Source organism: Pseudoalteromonas arctica A 37-1-2 (assembly GCF_000238395.3).
GTDB lineage: Bacteria > Pseudomonadota > Gammaproteobacteria > Enterobacterales > Alteromonadaceae > Pseudoalteromonas > Pseudoalteromonas arctica.
Window position 1 is genome coordinate 45,497 of the sequence record NZ_CP011027.1, and the last position, 19,292, is coordinate 64,788.

15 protein-coding genes and 2 pseudogenes are annotated in these 19,292 nt (G+C 38.4%); 10 read left to right on the forward strand and 7 right to left on the reverse strand.

The annotated features are described in order from the left end of the window. The first annotated feature begins 66 nt into the window (after positions 1 to 66). A complete protein-coding gene (locus PARC_RS21230; RefSeq protein ID WP_010554776.1) occupies positions 67 to 840 on the forward strand; it encodes a GIY-YIG nuclease family protein in 774 nt (257 codons plus the stop codon). 374 nt (positions 841 to 1,214) lie between these two features. On the opposite strand, the gene PARC_RS21235 is transcribed toward PARC_RS21230, so the two are convergent. Further along, a complete protein-coding gene (locus PARC_RS21235) occupies positions 1,215 to 3,083 on the reverse strand; it encodes a hypothetical protein (protein ID WP_010554775.1) in 1,869 nt (622 codons plus the stop codon). Positions 3,084 to 3,665: 582 nt separating this feature from the next. Between PARC_RS21235 and PARC_RS21240 the strand changes: the two genes are divergently transcribed. The 5 genes and pseudogenes from PARC_RS21240 to PARC_RS21260 form a co-directional block, all read left to right on the forward strand. Continuing rightward, a complete protein-coding gene (locus PARC_RS21240; protein ID WP_010554774.1) occupies positions 3,666 to 4,499 on the forward strand; it encodes an HNH endonuclease in 834 nt (277 codons plus the stop codon). Positions 4,500 to 4,524: 25 nt separating this feature from the next. Then, positions 4,525 to 5,088, forward strand: coding sequence for a hypothetical protein (locus PARC_RS21245; protein WP_010554773.1), 564 nt, complete (start codon positions 4,525 to 4,527; stop codon positions 5,086 to 5,088). Positions 5,089 to 5,325: 237 nt separating this feature from the next. Further along, entirely contained in the window at positions 5,326 to 6,366 is a 1,041-nt protein-coding gene (locus PARC_RS21250; RefSeq protein ID WP_010554772.1) for a nucleoid-associated protein, read from the forward strand. Further along, positions 6,366 to 7,565 (forward strand): hypothetical protein, encoded by a 1,200-nt coding sequence (locus PARC_RS21255; RefSeq protein ID WP_010554771.1) that lies wholly within the window; start codon positions 6,366 to 6,368, stop codon positions 7,563 to 7,565. Before PARC_RS21250 ends, PARC_RS21255 begins: the two co-directional genes overlap by 1 nt. Before the next feature lie 228 nt (positions 7,566 to 7,793). Continuing rightward, a pseudogene (locus PARC_RS21260) lies at positions 7,794 to 8,219 on the forward strand (tyrosine-type recombinase/integrase); the annotation flags it as partial. Here the strand turns inward: PARC_RS21260 and PARC_RS21665 are convergent. Further along, positions 8,179 to 8,745 (reverse strand): hypothetical protein, encoded by a 567-nt coding sequence (locus tag PARC_RS21665; protein WP_010554769.1) that lies wholly within the window; start codon positions 8,743 to 8,745, stop codon positions 8,179 to 8,181. The pseudogene PARC_RS21260 and the gene PARC_RS21665 overlap by 41 nt on opposite strands. A 128-nt stretch (positions 8,746 to 8,873) precedes the next feature. Beyond that, complete coding sequence (gene cadR / locus PARC_RS21265; protein ID WP_010554768.1) at positions 8,874 to 9,263, reverse strand: Cd(II)/Pb(II)-responsive transcriptional regulator; 390 nt, start codon at positions 9,261 to 9,263, stop codon at positions 8,874 to 8,876. A gap of 79 nt (positions 9,264 to 9,342) precedes the next feature. On the opposite strand from cadR, the gene PARC_RS21270 reads away from it, so the two are divergent. The 4 genes and pseudogenes from PARC_RS21270 (at position 9,343) to PARC_RS21295 (ending at position 16,407) form a co-directional block, all read left to right on the forward strand. Then, the gene (locus PARC_RS21270) at positions 9,343 to 9,960 is read left to right on the forward strand and encodes a cation efflux transmembrane domain-containing protein (protein ID WP_010554767.1); all 618 of its coding nucleotides are present in this window, start codon (positions 9,343 to 9,345) and stop codon (positions 9,958 to 9,960) included. A gap of 454 nt (positions 9,961 to 10,414) precedes the next feature. Further along, complete coding sequence (locus PARC_RS21280) at positions 10,415 to 11,596, forward strand: TolC family protein (RefSeq protein WP_010554765.1); 1,182 nt, start codon at positions 10,415 to 10,417, stop codon at positions 11,594 to 11,596. Next, positions 11,562 to 12,830: pseudogene (locus tag PARC_RS21285) on the forward strand (efflux RND transporter permease subunit); the annotation flags it as partial. The gene PARC_RS21280 and the pseudogene PARC_RS21285, both read left to right, overlap by 35 nt. Before the next feature lie 577 nt (positions 12,831 to 13,407). Beyond that, on the forward strand, positions 13,408 to 16,407 hold the full coding sequence (locus tag PARC_RS21295; protein ID WP_084201255.1) for a Tn3 family transposase: 3,000 nt from the start codon (positions 13,408 to 13,410) through the stop codon (positions 16,405 to 16,407). Between the two features lie 169 nt (positions 16,408 to 16,576). Here PARC_RS21295 and PARC_RS21300 read toward each other — a convergent pair whose 3' ends face one another. From PARC_RS21300 to merP, 4 genes are all read right to left on the reverse strand, one after another. After that, a complete protein-coding gene (locus tag PARC_RS21300) occupies positions 16,577 to 17,014 on the reverse strand; it encodes a MerR family transcriptional regulator (protein WP_008110853.1) in 438 nt (145 codons plus the stop codon). Positions 17,015 to 17,127: 113 nt separating this feature from the next. After that, complete coding sequence (gene merA / locus PARC_RS21305) at positions 17,128 to 18,567, reverse strand: mercury(II) reductase (RefSeq protein ID WP_010554761.1); 1,440 nt, start codon at positions 18,565 to 18,567, stop codon at positions 17,128 to 17,130. Positions 18,568 to 18,587: 20 nt separating this feature from the next. Beyond that, the gene (gene merC / locus PARC_RS21310) at positions 18,588 to 19,007 is read right to left on the reverse strand and encodes an organomercurial transporter MerC (RefSeq protein ID WP_008467331.1); all 420 of its coding nucleotides are present in this window, start codon (positions 19,005 to 19,007) and stop codon (positions 18,588 to 18,590) included. After that, positions 19,007 to 19,291, reverse strand: a complete 285-nt coding sequence (gene merP, locus PARC_RS21315; RefSeq protein ID WP_008110847.1) for a mercury resistance system periplasmic binding protein MerP — start codon at positions 19,289 to 19,291, stop codon at positions 19,007 to 19,009. Before merP ends, merC begins: the two co-directional genes overlap by 1 nt. Position 19,292 lies beyond the last annotated feature (1 nt).

Here is a 19,292-nt window from a genome sequence, read left to right on the forward strand (position 1 = left end):
CATATGCATTTGATTAGATGCTATTTTTATTATTTCTCCATAAATTACATTATCTGAGGCAGTGGTTTGGGTTACATATATATTGCATGGGACATAACAAAGGAGGATCAGTCTAAGTTGGGAATGACAACCCAGCAGCCCCATAAACGAATATCACAAACAGAAAATCCAGATTATGAGCTGTTTAAAGCATATGAGATTGATGATGTTGAATTACGGCAAGTTGAGGTCGAATTACATAGAATAATGTCACAAAAATTCTCACGAAAAAGACATAAATCAACGGGCAGATTTTCGGAATGGTTTATTTGCAATCCGTCAAAAGCTCATGAATTAGTCTCTAACTTTTTAAAACAAAAATCGAATAATGATTTAAAACTTAAATACGTAAGTGATCAGATAGAGATAGAAAACCTAGAAATCACTTCTGACACAACCGTTATTTGTCAAAGTGACTTAAAGGAAAAACTCAAGGAGCGTTTACAGTCCAGAAAAGATGGAACTTATCAAAGCCCCTACAAAAAATCCCCTCGACTAAATAGCAAGAAATCACAAGGCAGTAGTTCGAAGACTTTACCTGAATCACCTGCGGTTACGGTTGCAAAACAAAACGAACTTAAAAAAAAGTTAAAAGCTCGTTTGCAATCGAGAAAGGATGGTAGCTATGAAAGCCCTTACGATAGCCCTCATAGGGTAAACCGACATAAAACACAGGAAGTTAGTTTGAAGGCTTTATCCGATTTTCCTCAGGATAGGAGTTCAAAACAAAACGAACTTAAGGAAAGGTTAAAAGCTCGTTTGCAATCGAGAAAGGATGGCACCTACGAAAGTCCATATTAAAAAGATAAGTACTGGGATTATGAGCAAAAAAGCAGTTGACCACTTCATACAGTATGGTTCGAATTTTATTGACCACTACACAGCACATTTCTTGGTCTGAACTTAAAAATGGATAGGTCTCAAACGAGCGAATAGCGGACGGTCAGGAAAAACTCGTTTTTGGACAGAATGAGTCAACGACTTTTCTAAATTAGCAAAAGATAGATTAATTCAAGTATGGCAAAATCCGCTCGGCAAAAGGTATGACCTGCCCCCAATTAATTCACTAAGTTAAAGATTTAGATCAGATGATTCATAACCTCAAGAAACAGCACAAAGCCTGTGCTGTTTAATTTTATTATGCTCAATTAGTTGTATTGCCCGATATGAATAAGCTACATAATCTCTGGCAAAGGTGGTTTTTCTTTACCTATACGAGCCTTGAAGTTATGAATATCCGTTTCGAAATTTTTGTCTTCTGTTTTTAGAGCAAATTTTAACATACCATCTGTAAATCTAGTTAGGTTCAAATGATTTGATATGCGCTCATGCTTGAGGATTTTTCCATAAAGTAAGTTATGATCTATATAATCAATAGATATAACAGAAACATAATCATTGTATTTTAGGTATCTTGCATTAATTCTTTGCCTATGTGCAAATTGAATCCTACAATAATCTCTTAATATCAACCCACAACTTTCAATTAATTTAGATGAATCGCCAAGCTCATATTTTTGAGCAGAGTTTAATATTTTATCAAAATGATATGACAATGATAAGAAATCTTCCTTACTGAAGTATTTTAATGCATCACTTATTAAAAATTTGTAGTTCTTCTCTTGATTGTCAATTACGTCATTTAGTAAGTTATTTAGCATTTCCTCGTCAAAATTTAAAGTATATGTTTCACTATAAAGTTCTTTAAGAAATTCAATAAAATCCTTATATTCTAGTTGGAAGTCTAGGTTAGGGTTATCTATAAAGTCCAATTCTACTGGGTATGTTTCTGTAGGAACTTGCAGTTTCTTTTTGTTTATAGAATTTAAGTTATATTCAAGATATGCTTCACGTCTAATCGGTGATGTTGAAAGTGTTAGAATGAATTTGTAAGATAGCTCTGAGTCGTTTAGATAAGTGACAATCAAAATGACTGTAGACATAATTTTCTTTTTTAGCAATTGATCAAAGTTGGTGTGCGTCACCATGTTATCAAGCACATTACAAATGGTTTTAATTAGTCTTTCTTTCTGATTGCTACAAAGAAGATAATACATACCATCGACTATATTTTGTACTATTTGAAAAGAGTTGTGAAAGCTCTCGTCTCCGAAAATTAAATCCAGCGCGGTTGAATATGCACCAGATGTTATTTCTGGATAATATTTTAATATAGTGTGGTCATTAATATACTCGTATAGTCTATCATTATCTTTATCATCTAACCTCATCGATGAAAGCTCTTTCCTTCTAGACTTAATCCACTCACCAGCTTTGATTTTTTCATTTATTTTTGTTCGTCTTTTAAAAATCATTGGTGTGTAATCTGGAAGATAATCAGGAGAAATTTTCTCTCCGAAAACTGAAATTTTCATTTCGTTTTGTAAATCATAATTATCTTCAAAATACTCAGTGGACTGAGATATTATAAATCCTATATTATCATAGTGAGAGAAAGGTTTTCCCACGTTACCACTATTTGGTTGAGTCCATGCAGGGAAGGCTGATTTAATTTCCGTTCCTTTGAACTGAATAACTATTTTCATAGTTTTCATTGGTTCATCATTATTGATGTAACCTATGATCTGACCATTACTTCGTTGAGTTATATCTTCATTCTCTAATGCCTCATCAATTGCCTCGATGACAGCATTTCTATCAAAATGCTTAGGGAAAAGAGTTTTCCATAGGTAGCCAGATTTATAATAATCGTCTGGATACATTGTTATTTTAGCTGCTTTACCCGAAAATAAGTCTCTGGGTAGCCTTAACGTGATAACTCCATTGCTAAGCTCTCTAGCGTAATACCAGTATTTGTGAATGTTACTGTTGAAAAAGTGTAAGTGAGAAAGTTCTTTGTTATAATTATTTCTAAAGGTGTTCCATCCGCTACAGGAATGTAAACCACCTCTCAGCACAGTCATATTGTCATCACCTTGCTGAGTTCTTACTACAAAGTTACCTTCATAGACATGCGTGACAGCCTCTTCGCTAAGTCTTAGTTTTTTACCATCTGACTGTATATATTCTTTAATAATTTTCATATTTCAATAAACTTTTGTTAAACACTTGAGATATGATTTGTTAATTGTAATCTTTACTATGAATACTGTTAGGGAGATATACTTACGAATCATATAGTTAGTTGAACCAGAGGAAATTGATGCTTCACCTCCTCCAGTACACTGTGTTGCATAAGGAAAAGTAAGTCAATTGATGCTGAGGAGTAGCTAGTAGAAAAATGTCGAAACTCACAATGAGGTATAAACGAGTTAGTACCAATGACCGCTCATGGCACGTTCCTGAAGCCTGCTGTGAGCGAAAACCGGCCAGTCAAGAATTATGATGCATTAAGTCAAAATTTTACCCTTTTGGCTTTTAGCCTGAATAGTAAATTCACTTGGGCAGTATTGGTTTATTGAATTGAACTAAGTGTCTATTTTAGCTTTACAGTTTAAATTTACCCTCAAGATGCTATGAATTTGTGAGGTTACCTTTTCATGGTCAAAAATTTAACCACATGATGGTATTGCTGTATGCTAAACGATAGTTAGTTGACCACTACAATCCTGTAAGTCAATAGTATCTGTTGGAGACCTTATGAATATTATAAAAGAAGAAACTTTATGATACAGCTCAGTGAACTTAGGCCATCTGGGAAGCAGCGTGTTTATGATATTTTAACCGCATTAGAGTTTGATATGGCTGATTGGAGTGAATCACTTACCAATAAAGAGCGTAGCCCGTCGTCAAATCCAAAATATTGCTATAATTGGTCTTTTGTTCGTGATGATAAAAAAGTCATTGTTCTCTTTTTGTGGTATGAAGAAATGCGAATTATCAACGGGAGAATCTATCAAGAGCATAGCTTCAAGAAGTATGCTGAGGAGCAAGAAAAGGGGAGAAAGAAACGTTCGCTTGAAATTGACTATGCGATAGGGTTGGCATATGAGAAGAAATTATCTATTGATGTTGTAATATGCCAAGGAAACGAAAATACTAAAGGGGTTCTTAAAAGAGAACTGGATCAAGAAAAGTGGTTTGTGACTGGTTATGATGACAAAACTGGAGCTTGCATTATCGAAAGAGGCAACAGCTACCAACCTTCTAAGCTTGCTGACCAGTTTGATGCGAACAATATTAAAAATCCAAAATACGAATACGAAAAGTATGGAGTTGAGTATGCCCGTTCAAGTGTTATACGAAGAAAAGTATTGCTACGATCAAATGGTAAGTGTGAGTACTGTTTATCAGATGGATTCATTACAAACAGCGGCGATAAATACTTGGAAACACACCATATCCTCCCTTTAAGTCAAGGCGGCGATGATTCATTTATAAATGTTATTGCACTATGTCCTAAAGACCACCGAAAGGCTCATTTTGAAAAAGACTCTTTTCTAACTCAGGAAAGTTTGAGCAATATAGTGAAAGCAAAGCTTACAGTTGGGAACTGCTAAAATTTTATAAGGAATCGATCTTAGCATGGAAAAATTATTGATCGGAATAGCTGGTGTCTTTGTAGGGGCTTTACTAACTATCCTCAGAGAATTTTTTAATGAATGGCGCTCAAAAAGGAATGATGCTCGATATTTAGCTGTAAGAGTTTCGTGCCAGCTAGACCATTTTATTTCAGGGTGTTTTGAGGTGGTATGTGACAATGGAGTGGAAGATCAGCAAGGTTGCTTAGTGACAAATAGTAAAACACCTACTATCGACTTAGATGGTATAGATGGAAAGTGGCAGTCAATGAGGTTTGACTTGATGTATAGAATATTGGACTTGCCTAATCGCCTTAACTACGCAAAAGAAGTTATTTCCATAGCAGCGGAATATGGTGATGGAGCACCTGATTACAGAGATGCTTTTAGGGCTAGGCAATATCAATATGCACTTCTTGGAATTGAGGCCAATGAAATAGCAGAAACTTTGAGGAGTAAATACTCAATGCCAAAAAAATGTTACGAAACTTGGAACCCATTAGAGAGGTTTATTGAAAAAAAAGCTGAGATTGATGCAATCGAGAATAATAGAAAGTGTAGCAGTTAATATTATAAATTTTGGATTTTTAAAAAGTTCTGTCGTTAAGGCTAACTTGACGAAGTCCGACTTAGAGCGAAAAGCGGTCTTTGATAAAACTTCTTACCTGCCCCATGTCGCTTATTAGGGCTTGCTTTGTGTAGGCAAAACAATTTAAAGTTTGAATGATTTAGATTCATATAAAGCAAGGATTAGCTTTTCTCTTCTCTTTTGAAAGTTCCTTGTCCAAAAATAAACAGGCGATGTATGGCAATTAAACACGTAATTATTCATGTTGTAAAACGTGACAAAGATGGTGAACGACTTTCAAAGCAACTCAGGAATAATGAGAATAGCACGCAAGGAATGACAGCACAGCTAACGGACGGATTGTTGGAACTTTTTTCAAATGCTCATCTCAATATCGGCGAATTTGGTGTAGATGGAGATAATGAAGTTGAACCTGCCTTTGAGCAGAAACTAAAAAAGTACTACGACGATGAATGTAAATGTTCTGACTTTATTGCTATGACAAAAGAATTGGCGAACAAATATGAAAGTGTCATCGTAGGTGATCAACTACATTCTGTTAAAGGCGGTTATCTGGTGTTTTATCAATATGAAAGAAACGATGATGATTGGTTGGCTGTAGCTATTTTGAATAAAACCGAAGGCATCGATGTAGCAGCTAATCTGGAAGTTGTAGCCAGTGAAATCTTAGATTTGAAAAGGCTTCATTTAGGAGCCGCTATCAACCTTACTCAATGGAAAAGTGAATTAAGCACAAGATATGTTCGCTTCCGAACAGGCTTAGCAGCCGACGTGAGAGATTATTTTGAAAAATTTATCGGGTGTCAAAGAGATAAGCTGGCAGCAACTGTTGAAACCAAGAAATTAAAAAGTGCTATACAAGATTACGCAAAGAACGCTTGTGGCATGGACGATGATGTCGTGTCACAAAAAGTTGCACAAGCGCATGATTACATTAAAGAGCAACAAAAACTTGGGAATCAAGTCCAATTGAGCCATGTATCAAATCATGTTTTTCCAGATCGTGCAGATGAATTTGCTAGGCAGGCGAAAGAAATACATGATTTGCCTGAAGAGCTTGCTATTGACGCAAAGGTACTAAAAAGCTACAAAAAACTTTCTGGTAGAGGAAAGGGTATTGCGATTAGCTTTGATAGAGGTATGCTAAACACCACTGTAAAATATGACGATGGAGAGCTTACCTTTTCAGAAATCCCTGACTCTTTGCGTGCAGCGATTGAAGAAGAGCTAGAAGACGATCTTGGTCAAGATAACTAATGAGCACCCAAATTCTCGACGCATATGCCGCAGTTTTCGCTGCACTTGATGAAAAAGAACTTCAAGACGGTGAATTTAAAGGATGGCTTCGTCTTACACCACAACTAAAAGATAAGTTGGAGTTACTAGCTGATGCGGGATTAACTACAGGTTCGTACGACTTTAATAAAGATGGGAAGCCCTTTTCTAGCGCAAACCTCAGCCAACTTAAGCCAGCACACTTTGAAAATAATATACGATTTTACATCGAGCTAACCGCACAACAAATCAAGTCAGACTATTCAATTTGTTCTGAATGGAATGAACTTCTGGCTAATGAGCTACGTGTAAAATCACCAGTTAAATATATTTTTTTCACTAACACTAGTACGTTATTGACACCAGATAGTGGAGACGAAAAATATGTTAATTATCTGAATGTGCACAAGGCCTATGAGTTTGTAAAAGAGTTGGCTGAATCTACTGAAGGTGGAGATAGTACCATTTTCTATGAGCGACCTTTGAATTTCGAGTTTGTTTTGAAGGAGTCTGATTTAACGCACTCGATTGACCTTGATGCCCTTAAGAAGCTGCTGAGTAAAGATTTACACAAAGAAGCAATCACTTGCTTAATGTGCAGGGAGTTAGTTTCGTTTCTTAAAGATAATACGTTGAGGCAGCGGTTTAGCTATTTGATACAACATATGGACTCTTTGGTGTCGAATGTGCTTTTAAGCTACCAAAGCTATGTAGAAAATTACACTTTTGATAAAGTGCGTAAGGAATATTTGGAAAAGCGTACTGAGTATGTAAGCAAAATTCATGGGGTCTTTGACAATATAGCGACTAAACTTTTATCCCTGCCGGCGGGTATTTGGTTTGCAACCACTCAAATAAAGGAAATTGAAATAGGTGGCTTAGAAACGATGGCATTCGCAAAAAATGTGTCTGTTATTGTTACAGTGTCAGTATTAGCGGTATTACTAATTTTTAATTTGTTCGGTCAATTTTCAACAATTAGTACTATGAGTAAGGAATATCGCGGTGTATTCAATGCATTAGCTAAAACTTACGAAGATGAGGCTCCGGAGATAGGAAAAGCCAAAAGCGATATTGAAAGCGCGCAGACCCAGGTTGAAATCAAATTATACATTGCTATATGCGCAACACTTTCTCTTGTTGGATTAACAATTTGGATGTTTTGTAAAGCTTATAATTAATAACAAGCCTCCTTCTTAACTACCATTTTCTCAAAGTAGTGGTACTTTCATAGTGTCTAGTGATGTGTGATTTTTCAATCAATGGAGTCAGAGTTTTTGATTTTAACAATACTATTTAACGGCTGCTTCTGGCACAGAGCCGTCATTCGGCTCTGAAACGTTTTTGTCCAAATCCTAATCAGTAATACATCCACTATCCTCATAGTGACTTTTAAATAGGAGGTCACTATGAAACCAGAACTAAATCACAATGCTACTGGTGTGAAACGTCCTTTCAAGCTTGAAGAGATTTGGCGTATTCGCACTCGAATTGAAATTCAAAACAACTTGATGCAATTAGCTTTACTTAATTTGGCTATAGATAGCAAGCTAAGATCATGTGACTTACTCTCTTTAAAAGTTCGAGACGTCACTACTCTCGATCAAGTATTTGAAAGGGTTCAATTAACGCAGAAGAAAACTGGGATCGAAGTTCAATTTGAGATAACTCCGAGAACACAACAAAGTATTATCCATTGGATTCAAGAAGTTAAATTGCAACCCAGTGATTATTTGTTTCGGAGTATACGTCGCTCTAATCAACCAATAAGCTATTCATATTACAGGTCTATCATCAGGAGCTGGGCTGAGCAATTAGGACTTGATTGCGACTTGGGGACAAGAAAACCTTCGATGATAAAAACGCCATATCGATTGCACAACCTCTCTGCGAAGCAATAATGTCGATGACCGCTCGTACCCGTTTATCCTCAGGGCGCGATGAAAGCGCAGGACTATAGACTAGCCCTACCGCTTTATTTACTGTTTTCCACACTTTGTCGATATCGACGTCAGTAAATAGATGCTGAGAAATGGATCCCAATTCTTTGCTAGTAAGCGGCAGAGTATTAATTCCATCACTCCTGGCTTGACGTAAGGCTTTGAGAAGTTGTTGGTTTTGCCTATCTTCAGGCTCTAAATAGATGACTACAATCTGATTGTCCTGTGCCAAAACCTTGTGAGGGACATCTTCGAAAATCACAATACATTGTCCGGTGTGAATACTTTGTGCCTTGTAATCTTGAACCGAGATGTCTTTGTCTAAACCAATGCAAATTTGGACAGCATGATGTGCATGAACATCATTATCAGGACTGATTCCGATGTAAATCGCTTTGTAGGGCCACAAATGAATATGCATGGCTGACTCAGTATCAAAAGTTCAGGCTATTGATTTTTGCCTTATAAATCTATACAAATGACGAATGTTAGCCGATAGATACAAGTTAAGGTGAGCGCGCACAGTGAAATTGTGTTCTTCTTACAATTTTAAGTGTGTAAATAATTTAAAATACCACAGTCCCTAATGGTTTTGTCTTGGTCACACGATGACGCCATATTTTCGAGTGATGACTTTAATACGTTTAGCTCTTCAATGCGAATAATGACGTCTGATAAATGCTTAGCTATTAACGTATTGATATTTGAACAGCTCTGATCTGGCCTCGAACGACTGCCCATTAGCGTTTTTACTTCCATGATAGACATATCTAATGAACGACACTGTTTGATAAACAGGAGTTGTTCAATAGTCCCCTTGTCGTAGACACGATAATTTCCACTTGAGCGCTTAAGCTCAGGCAAGAGCCCCTTCTTTTCATAAAAACGAATGGTCTGAATACTACAACCTGTCGTCTTTGCGACATCACCAATTTTCATTTTTTTCTCCTAACCGTTGACTCTATACCAAGTATAGACTTTATACTCATACTATTCATCAGTAAAGAGTGTGTTTCTAATGAGCGGATGTGGGTGCGAAGTTGAAATAAAAGACCAGTCTCAACGACAGGTTTTGTATTGGCTTTTGGGAATAAACGCGACAATGTTTGTTATAGAAATGGGGATCGGGTTGCTTGCTAATTCAACCGCATTAATAGCCGATTCACTTGATATGCTCGCCGACGCAGTTGTCTATGGTGTTGCCCTTTATGCTATTGGTAAATCGCTATTGCACAAAGCCAATGCGGCTAGAATTAGCGGCTTTTTTCAGATGGCACTGGGTGTGTTGATTATCATTGATATTGTAAGACGGTCAATTTACGGTAGCGAACCTGTATCGGGACTAATGATGGCTATGGGGGCAGTTGCACTGGTTGCTAATGTCATTTGTCTTGTGATCATACGCAAACAAAGAAATGAAGAAGTGCATATGCGGGCAAGCTGGATATTTTCAGCCAACGATGTGATTGCCAACTTAGGTGTTATCTCTGCTGGCGTTTTGGTGTTTTGGCTCGATTCTCGATGGCCTGATCTGGTTATCGGTGTGATAGTTTCGTGCGTTGTGTTGCGCGGGGCAAAAATGATCCTCGAAGATGCTGGAAATGAAAGACAGCGAGCGCTTAATGCGCAAAGTTGATAAGAACATGCCAATTTTTAATTGCACATCAAAACTGCGTAGGTTGGCATGGCTACTTATTACTTTGCTCATGTGTCAATCGGGCTTTTCGTTCGCCGCTCAATGCGATGACTACCCTGCGGAGGTATCGTCAGTCCCTGAACAATCAAAGTCGATAGGCACTTATGATGTTCCCGAAAAAAATGTAAATGCTGGTGATAATACGTCGAGTGAAGAGTCTAAGTGTTTCCATTGTGTGCTGTGTCAATGTGGACAGATTAAGTTTCTGGCACAGCACCCAATAAATGACGTATCTAAACCGTTATATACCAATCAATACAGTTATTCCCGCAACGTCACTGACGGCCTAGTCGAAGGCCTTTTGCGCCCACCTCAACATTAATCCATTCCCTCCTATATGTTTGCATGGGTGCTTTCCATGAATGTCGTTATCTTATGAACAAAAGGTTCTTTTATGAGTTCTTCACGCCCATTGGGCATAAAAAAAGCTAGCTCAGCGTATCTGAAATTGATATCTGCTGCACTGGTAACCATGAGTATATCTGTTCAATCTGCCAATGCGCAAAAGTCTTCAATCACGCTTGAAAATGCGCTCAAACGCACATTATCAAACAACCCAGATTTAGTTGTGTTCGAATTTAAATCTTCGGCTTTGGATGGTGAATCAAAAATGGCCAGCTTACGACCTGAAATGTCTGTTGGGGTTGAAGTTGGAAATGTGTTGGGAACAGGCGAAGTGTCTGGTATCAAAGATGCCGAATTGACACTGACCTTATCGTCGGTCATCGAGCTTGGAGATAAAGTCAGCGGCCGAATGAATGTGGTGAGTTCAAAAAAAGCACAACTGCTTACACAACGGCGCATTCGTACGCTGGACATCTTGGGTGAAACAACTCGACGATATATCAATGTCATTGTCCAACAAGCGTTGCACAAGACTGAGCAACGAGCTGAAATGCTGGCTCGCACAATGCTTCAGACAGTCTCTACACGGGTTGAAGCGGGGGCTTCTTCACCACTTGAGAAAAAACGTGCAGAGTCAGCGTTGTCGCAGGCGCGTTTGTCGTTATTGATAAGTGAACAAAAACTCAATGAGTATAAACGCGACCTGGCCATCATGTGGGGTGACACTAACGCTGCGTTTGCGGAAGTTGAAGGGACACTGTTATCGTTTCCAAATTCACTATCACTTGAACATATGCTTTCACAGCTTCAAAGCAATCCACACGTTCTGCTTTATGCTGATAACTATCGGGTACAAGAGGCCAGATTGAGAGTGGTTCAGGCCAGTCAGCAGTTCGACATTGCGTGGGAAGCCGGTATCCGAAGAATGCAGGGAATTGATGACACAGCGTTAGTCGCCAGTATTTCGGTGCCGTTAAATACCAAGCAGCGGAATCTAGGTGAATACGAACAACAGCGCGCATTGCTTGACAGTATAGACTATCAAAAACAAGCGAAAATTCGTGAACTCACTCGCCAATTAAATCAAGTCATTAGCGCAAAAGACCAAGCCTTGCTCACTGTTACGACCCTTCAAGACAATGTCGTCCCAACATTGGAATCTGCATTGAAATTGGCGCGGGATGGCTATGAAAGTGGTCGCTACCGATCCTATGCCGCCCAACATTACTGATACGTTTGTTATTTTGAAGCCTAGGGAACAATGGCCCGATCCATCAATGACTAAAGCCGAGCTAGTCGAAACGTTTGAAGAGGACTTGTTTACCTTGCCCGGCAATAATTATGAATTTACCCAACCTATTCAAATGCGGTTTAATGAATTGATCAGTGGGGTAAGGGCAGATTTGGGCATAAAACTATTTGGGGATGACTTAGATACCCTCTTTGCATCTGCTTCTGACATTTTGTCCGTTATTTCAACGATTGAAGGGGCTGATGACGCGAGGCTTGAGCAGGTAGAAGGCATTCCAATCTTCACCGTCACACCAAAGCCTAATCAATTGGCACGCTTTGGTTTGGATATAGCCGACTTGCAGTTATGGCTCAATGCTGCGACAGGTGGAAAAACCGCTGGAATGATTTTTGAAGGCGACAGACGCTTTGAAATTGTCGTGCGATATGCCGACGACATTCGAAATGAACTCACTCAGCTTGAGAGCGTTCCCATAGTCACGCCCTCTGGTGAGCATGTACCAATAAGCGAATTAGCCACACTTGCATTTAAAGAAGTACCTAGCCAAATAAGCCGGGAGAATGGCAAACGTAGTATTGTTGTCACAGCAAATGTGCGTGACAGAGATATTGGCACTTTTGTTGAAGAAGCTCAGGCGAGAATTAATGATGAAGTAGATTTACCTGCTGGTTATTGGCTCGACTATGGTGGAACCTTTGAGCAGCTCGAAAGTGCGAGTCAACGATTGACGATTGTGGTACCGGTTACGTTGTTTGTGATTTTGACAATGCTGGTAATTGCGTTTGGTTCTATACGCGATGCGTTGATTATATTCACAGGTATCCCTTTGGCATTAACAGGCGGTGTAATGTCTCTTTGGTTAAGGGATATGCCTTTATCCATATCCGCGTCGGTAGGATTTATCGCGTTGTCTGGGATTGCCGTATTAAACGGATTGGTAATGCTGTCCTTCATCAAGCAACGTTTGCTAGAAACCGGAGAATTAGTGAATAGCATTGTTGAAGGGGCACTTATTCGTTTGCGTCCGGTATTAATGACAGCACTAGTGGCAAGCCTTGGGTTTGTGCCCATGGCGTTCAATACGGGCATAGGTGCAGAGGTGCAACAGCCTTTGGCCACGGTGGTCATCGGCGGGATAATATCGTCAACCTTGCTAACACTGGTAGTGCTGCCTGTACTCTATCGACTCGTGCATAGTAAAGGGGATCAGTAGTGTTCTTGGGCATTTATTCGTAAATGCCCAAGTTTTACCTGAACGATTTTTAGGTACCTATTGACTCTTTATTAAGTATAGACTTTACAATCATATTCTTAACGTCATGTACGATAAGGATAGATATGGTTTCGCTTATTTTAATTAGTAGTTTTTTGGCGCTAGCCGTCCTCGGTAGAAGCTTTGTTCAATATAAGAGAAATGGTGATTTTGGTATAAGAGCAGCATCTATAAACGCACCATTAATAGAAATTGTACCAGGGGCTATATTCGTGGTTGGGGTTTTGCGCCCATCCCCTCGAAATTAACCTTAGCTTGAATTTTCACGCTTAGAGTAACTTTTCGTACCATTGGACTTCACCCCTTGAATAACACAGTTTGTATTATTTAGCCCATCCCCTCGAAATCGGCATTAGTATTCTTAAGTAATAATACACAGTGGTAAACTATCTTATGAAAAGTTTACCACTTTAGTCGCTTAAATCGGCTTTATGGTAATGTTAAGCAGTTGACTGGTAAACATTAACCTCATTGATTAAGGTATGCTGATTAAAAATAACAAGAAAGGCTTACCACTATTTCTTCATCAAACACCAAGCGTATACAAATTCTCAGCGAATCAGAAATCAACGAACTCTATGCCTTACCCAATTTTAACCGTAAAGATCGTGATGATTATTTTTCGTTAGATAGTGAAACTCAAAGGCTCGTCAACGAATTAAGACGTATTGAAACCAGAGTGTATTTTATCTTACTGCTTGGTTACTTTAGGTCACGGCCAATAGTATTTAATTTCTCATTTACTCAAGTCAGTAATGATTTAGATTATGTAAGATCCAAGTATTTCAGCGATAAAGATATGTCTCTTGAGGATTTATCACCAACAACAAAAACTAAGCTGATTAATAAGTTATTAAAATATACAGGGTTTACAGCATACCAAAGCAAGTTAGATAAAGAGCCGCTATTAAAAAGGCTTAACGATGTTGTAAAAATCAACCTTGAACCAAGGTATGTTTTTGATGAATGTATTGCTTATTTTGGTCAAAACAGAATAGCGCTAGCTGGTTATACAACGCTGCAAGACACTATTTCTACGGTATTATCAAATGAGCGTAACCGAATTGAAATGGTGCTGCTTGATAGTTTGTCTTCAGGTACCAGAAAAACATTACTTAAATTACTTGAGTCAAATAATACCTTTACTGACTTAGCCAAGTTAAAGAAAATGGCTAAGGACTTTTCAACGAGCCAAATCACCCAAGAGCTGAAGACGCATAAAATTATACGCTCGCTTTATCCAGAAATTAAGTCACTGATTGCTGAACTGGAGCTATCACCTAAAAATCTTGAATACTATGCTTCACTGGTAAAGCACAAGTCCGTTTATAAGCTTAGAAAACACGCAGATAGCCAAACTATTTTATATCTCGTTTGTTACTTGTTCTTCAGGTACCGAGAGACTAACGACAATCTTGTTGCTGCATTTATTTACTTGGTAAGGAAGTTAACCGAATCAGCTAAAGGCTATGCAAAGCAGCGTATTGTTGAAGATGTAACCATTGTAAGAACCAAATTAAAATCCGCTGGTAGTTTATTAAAGTACTTCATCGATACCGATATGGACGATGATTTAAGCTTTGGTGATGTACGTAAAAAAGCCTTTGAATTGATCCCTGCTGACAGTATTAAACTGTTAAGTGATCACTTAGATAATAACGACTTTGATGGCCGTCAGTACGAATGGCAATTTATTGATAAACAATCCAGTAAAATTAAAAAACTTATCCGCTCATTATTTATGTCTATCGATATTGAGTTCATTCATTTAAAGGATGAACTCCATGAGCAGTATGTTATGGCACATTCTGAACTTAGTGAATTAAAGGCTATCCAAACCATTAACATCGATGTGGTACCTAAACATGACCGAGAGTATTTAGAGGGAGAAAATACCAAATTAATTGCTAATCGATTTGAGTATTTCCTTTATCGTAAAGCCGAACAATTATTTCACAGTAATAGCTTAACGGTGAAAGAAAGCGTTAATAACCGTAGTTTAACGTCAGATCTTATACAACCTAAAGAATGGCAGCAAAAAGAGACAATCATTGAAAACACTGGCCTTGATAAGCTGGCAACACCGATTAACCAAACACTCGCAGATAAGAGCCAACAATTAGAAGTTAAGCTGAAGGAAGCAAGCGAGCATATCTTTAGTGGTGATAATAAGTATGTTGAGTTTATTCCTGGCAAAGCCGAACTCAAGTGGTCAATTCCTAACAGCCGTTGGCAACAAACAATTGAAAACCCGCTCTACAATCAAATTCAACACATGGGTATCGTTGAACTCATGTTGTTTGTTGATCAAAAGACAGGTTACTTAAATTCATTTACACACATATCAGCAACTAAAGAAAAATCACCAGTAAATAAAGAAGATCTGATCGCCTGTATATTGGCAAACGGCACCAATTACGGCCTATATAAAATGGCGAATATCTCTGACCGTTCAATGGGTAAATTACGCAGTGTAGATGATAGTTATGTCAGATATGAAACACTCAAAACGTCTAATGATCAGGTTTCTAATGCTATAGCCACGTTGCCAATATTTGCCTATTACCATGTGGACGATAATCAGTTGTTTTCAAGCATTGATGGTCAAAAATTTGAGTGTCGCATAAATACGTTTAAGGCTCGGTATTCGTCTAAGTACTTCTCCAAAGGTAAAGGTGTTTCAGCATTAACATTGGTTTCTAATCATGTTCCGGTGAGTACGCAAGTCATTGGCGCTAACGAATATGAAGGTCACTTTGCTTTTGACTTACTCTATAACAACTCTTCAGATATACAGCCTAATACCTTATCGACCGATACGCATGGTACCAATAATGTTAACTTCACTATATTAGATTTCTTTGGTTACACATTCGCCCCTCGATACGCGAAAATGAAAAAGGTGTTTTTTGAGCTATTTGAAGTGACTGAAGAGAACGGAGGCCGTATTCAATTAAAGAAAGATATTAATCATAAGCTAATTGCTGAAGAATGGGACAATATTCAGCATATTGTTTGTTCATTGAGTCGTAAAACCACCACTCAAAGCACAATCATTAGAAAGTTGAGTAACGGCAAGAGCCGAAGATTGTCAGCATTGCATGAGTACGACCGTTTAATTAAATCTATTTATGTTTTGGAGTATGTTGATAATTCAACGTTGCGTCATTACGTCCAGCAAGCCTTGAACAGAGGTGAAGCATACCATCAGTTAAAACGTGCTATTACTTCAGTTAATGGCAATAAATTTCGTGGGGGGAATGATTACCAAGTATCACAATGGAACGATTGTGCTCGACTCATTTCAAATTGCATTATTTATTATAATTCCGCGTTACTATCGGCATTTTTACAAATCCAAGAGAGGAACGGTAGGCAAGATGTGGTTGATGTTATTTCTCGGCTTTCACCTGTTGCTTGGCAACACATTAATCTAAATGGGGAATATGCCTTTAATAAAGACCGCAAAGAAATCGACTTAGCTGGTTTACTTAGTGATGTAGAATCAATAAGTTAAAGAATGCCATCTGTTTGTATTTCTAATTCAAAAGGTACTGCGCATCAAAGTGCCATTAAAAATTGGAGGTGTTGATATTCTATATGCTTGATATATACAAGCTAACATTGATAGAAAACAGATAAGCTAACAAGTTTTTAGTCGAGCCATGAACTGTTCTATAATTGTTCTAATTGCAAAACTCTTCAATTTGGTTTGTTACTAGATTTAAAAATACTTTTCTATGCTCGATTTTAGTAAGTAGCAGCTTTTGGATGTCTTCAGGAACTTTTCTTTCTCCTGCATCTATTGCCATTAGTAATGGCTTGATATCAACTACAAGAAGACCTGCCGCCCTTGCTGCTCGAATGAACTTTAATCTCTTTAATGCACATAAGCCGTAAAGTGAATGGCCTGACTTAGTTTTTTCTTCGCAGTGTACTAAGTTCTCAAGAACATAATTTCTTACCGTATGGACAGATGTTTGTGCAGCTAGTGCCAGTTGAGAAATACTCAAAGGAAAATCCAACGCATCATCATCACTACTAATGAACTTATTGATGTCAGGTATCTCTGTCAAAAAACTGACTTCACCAACAGGAATGTTTTCAACCTTAGATTTAATCATGATTTAGCATGCTTCCAATTTGTGTTGTTAATGGAATGCCTTAAGATATCTTGATTACATTCAATCAATTGGCACTCCATTAACATTTCTGTAAGTACATTACCGTTAAATGATTACCCTGCGCAGCAAGATAGCTCTTTAACGTCTTTGCTAAAGGTTTGAGCGCATAACTTCAATCCTTCAACCATCGTCAAATACGGAAATAGTAGACCTGCCAATTCTTCGACTGTCATTTTATTATGAATAGCAAGAGCCGCACTTTGAATCAGTTCTCCGCCTTCATGGGCTAAAATTTGTGCGCCTATCAGTTTTCCCGTGGATTCTTCAGCTACCAACTTGATAAAACCATCCGTTTCAAAATTTGCTAAAGCTCTTGGTACGTTTTCCATATCAAGTACACGACTTATCGTATTTATTCCTACCGCTGAAGCTTGTACTTCGGTTAGACCTACCGTAGCAACTTGTGGGTCGGTGAATATAACAGCAGGCATGGTAGATAAGTCGAGTTGCGCATTTCCACCTGTCATATTAATTCCAGCCCTACTTCCGGCAGCAGCAGCAACATAAACAAATTGTGGCATATTGGAGCAATCTCCAGCGGCATAAATGTTAGCTGTTGATGTTTCCATCATACTATTAACAACAATGGCACCACTTTTATCTGTTTCAACACCAACATTTTCTAAACCAAGCTTTCCAGTATTTGCATGGCGACCCGTAGAGATAAGCAATTTTTCAGCGATTAATGTTCCTTCGTTAGTTTCCAATGAAAAACCATTGCTATCATAAGAAACATGACTTGCTTGCGTATTATTAAGTACCCTAATACCTTCTTTTTCAAAGCACTCTGCCAGTTTTTCACCTAATAACGGATCTTCAGCATATAAAAGGGTATGTCTGGCTAGAATTGTCACACGGCTACCTAAACGGGCATAAGCTTGCGCAATTTCCAGAGCAACAACGGAGGAGCCGATGACAACTAGACTACTCGGTAACTCTTCTGCAAATAAGGCTTCTGTTGATGTCCAATAAGGTGTATCAACTAAACCCTTAATTGGCGGAATGCTTGGTGTAGAGCCTGTTGCAATTAAAATGCGATCTGCAACCAGCTCTTCTTCACTACCATCAGACTTGTGAACTAGCAAGGTATTTTGATTTTTAAAACGTGCATAACCTTTAAGTAAAGATAGCGCGGGATTACTCTCTAAAATACGTTGATATTTAGCATCGCGTAGTTCTTCGACGCGAGCGTTTTGCTGATGTGCTAATAAGGAGCGGCTAAGTTGTGGCTGAATATTTTCTAAACCATCAAACGGGTTAGTACGTTGCTGATGCGCTAATTGCGCAGCACGGATCAATATTTTTGAAGGAACACAGCCGACATTTACACAGCAACCTCCGATTACATCGGCTCCTTCAATGATAGTAACTCTTGCTCCGCCTTCTGCTGCTTTAATCGCACTGGCAAAGGCCCCTGAACCACTACCAATAATGGCTACATGTAATTGTTCTGGCTGGATGTCATTTGACGAGCAACAACTATTCGTTGACATATTTTATTCCTCTTAAAAAGTTAAGCGGTACAAGTTTCATCATCACAGCGTTTATTCGCAGGAGAAACCATGTCCCAAATTGATACAGCAACCATTAGTCCTAGCCCCGTATAAGTAACGTATGAACTCCACCCGTACTGGAACCAAGGGTATAAAGAGAGTAAAACCAAAATGGGGCCAATTGAACCGATAAAACTACGGTGCCATTGACGATGGCTAAACCAGCCTAAGATATTCATTGCCAGCGCTAATACTGCAAACAGTGGTAACAACGTATTGATAAATACCCCTTCCCACTGACTAAGAAATCCCATCCCAATTGCCGCACCAAGACTAGCTATCGCGGGAAAACACATGGCGCATCCCATTGCCGAAACAAGTGCACCTATAGAGCCTGCTTTATCTCCGATACGCGTAACTAGTTCTAAGGGGCTAAACATTACTTATTTTCACTTTTTAAATTTGAAGGGTAGCCAGCGTTGGTAGTCGCTGCAATTAATGCATTGATGTTGGTTTTAGTGTCATCAAAAGAAACAACAGCTAGCTTAGGCTTGTAGGTAACTTTCGCATTTTCAACGCCATCAACATTTTCTAATGACTTTTTAACTGTGATTGGACATGTCGCACAGTTCATCGTTGGCACTTCCAGTGTAACTGTTTTTACTTCAGCAAAAGCACCAAAACTAGAAAGTGAAAGCAGTGCGGTTAATAATAATTTTTTCATA

What these genes read in the sequence shown, in the direction of transcription:
- PARC_RS21235 (WP_010554775.1), bottom strand. Translation starts at nt 3,083, where the DNA reads ATGAAAATTATTAAAGAATATATACAGTCAGATGGTAAAAAACTAAGA.
- PARC_RS21240 (WP_010554774.1), top strand. Translation starts at nt 3,666, where the DNA reads ATGATACAGCTCAGTGAACTTAGGCCATCTGGGAAGCAGCGTGTTTAT.
- PARC_RS21245 (WP_010554773.1), top strand. Translation starts at nt 4,525, where the DNA reads ATGGAAAAATTATTGATCGGAATAGCTGGTGTCTTTGTAGGGGCTTTA.
- PARC_RS21250 (WP_010554772.1), top strand. Translation starts at nt 5,326, where the DNA reads ATGGCAATTAAACACGTAATTATTCATGTTGTAAAACGTGACAAAGAT.
- PARC_RS21255 (WP_010554771.1), top strand. Translation starts at nt 6,366, where the DNA reads ATGAGCACCCAAATTCTCGACGCATATGCCGCAGTTTTCGCTGCACTT.
- PARC_RS21665 (WP_010554769.1), bottom strand. Translation starts at nt 8,745, where the DNA reads ATGCATATTCATTTGTGGCCCTACAAAGCGATTTACATCGGAATCAGT.
- cadR (WP_010554768.1), bottom strand. Translation starts at nt 9,263, where the DNA reads ATGAAAATTGGTGATGTCGCAAAGACGACAGGTTGTAGTATTCAGACC.
- PARC_RS21270 (WP_010554767.1), top strand. Translation starts at nt 9,343, where the DNA reads ATGAGCGGATGTGGGTGCGAAGTTGAAATAAAAGACCAGTCTCAACGA.
- PARC_RS21280 (WP_010554765.1), top strand. Translation starts at nt 10,415, where the DNA reads ATGAGTTCTTCACGCCCATTGGGCATAAAAAAAGCTAGCTCAGCGTAT.
- PARC_RS21300 (WP_008110853.1), bottom strand. Translation starts at nt 17,014, where the DNA reads ATGATTAAATCTAAGGTTGAAAACATTCCTGTTGGTGAAGTCAGTTTT.
- merA (WP_010554761.1), bottom strand. Translation starts at nt 18,567, where the DNA reads ATGTCAACGAATAGTTGTTGCTCGTCAAATGACATCCAGCCAGAACAA.
- merC (WP_008467331.1), bottom strand. Translation starts at nt 19,007, where the DNA reads ATGTTTAGCCCCTTAGAACTAGTTACGCGTATCGGAGATAAAGCAGGC.
- merP (WP_008110847.1), bottom strand. Translation starts at nt 19,291, where the DNA reads ATGAAAAAATTATTATTAACCGCACTGCTTTCACTTTCTAGTTTTGGT.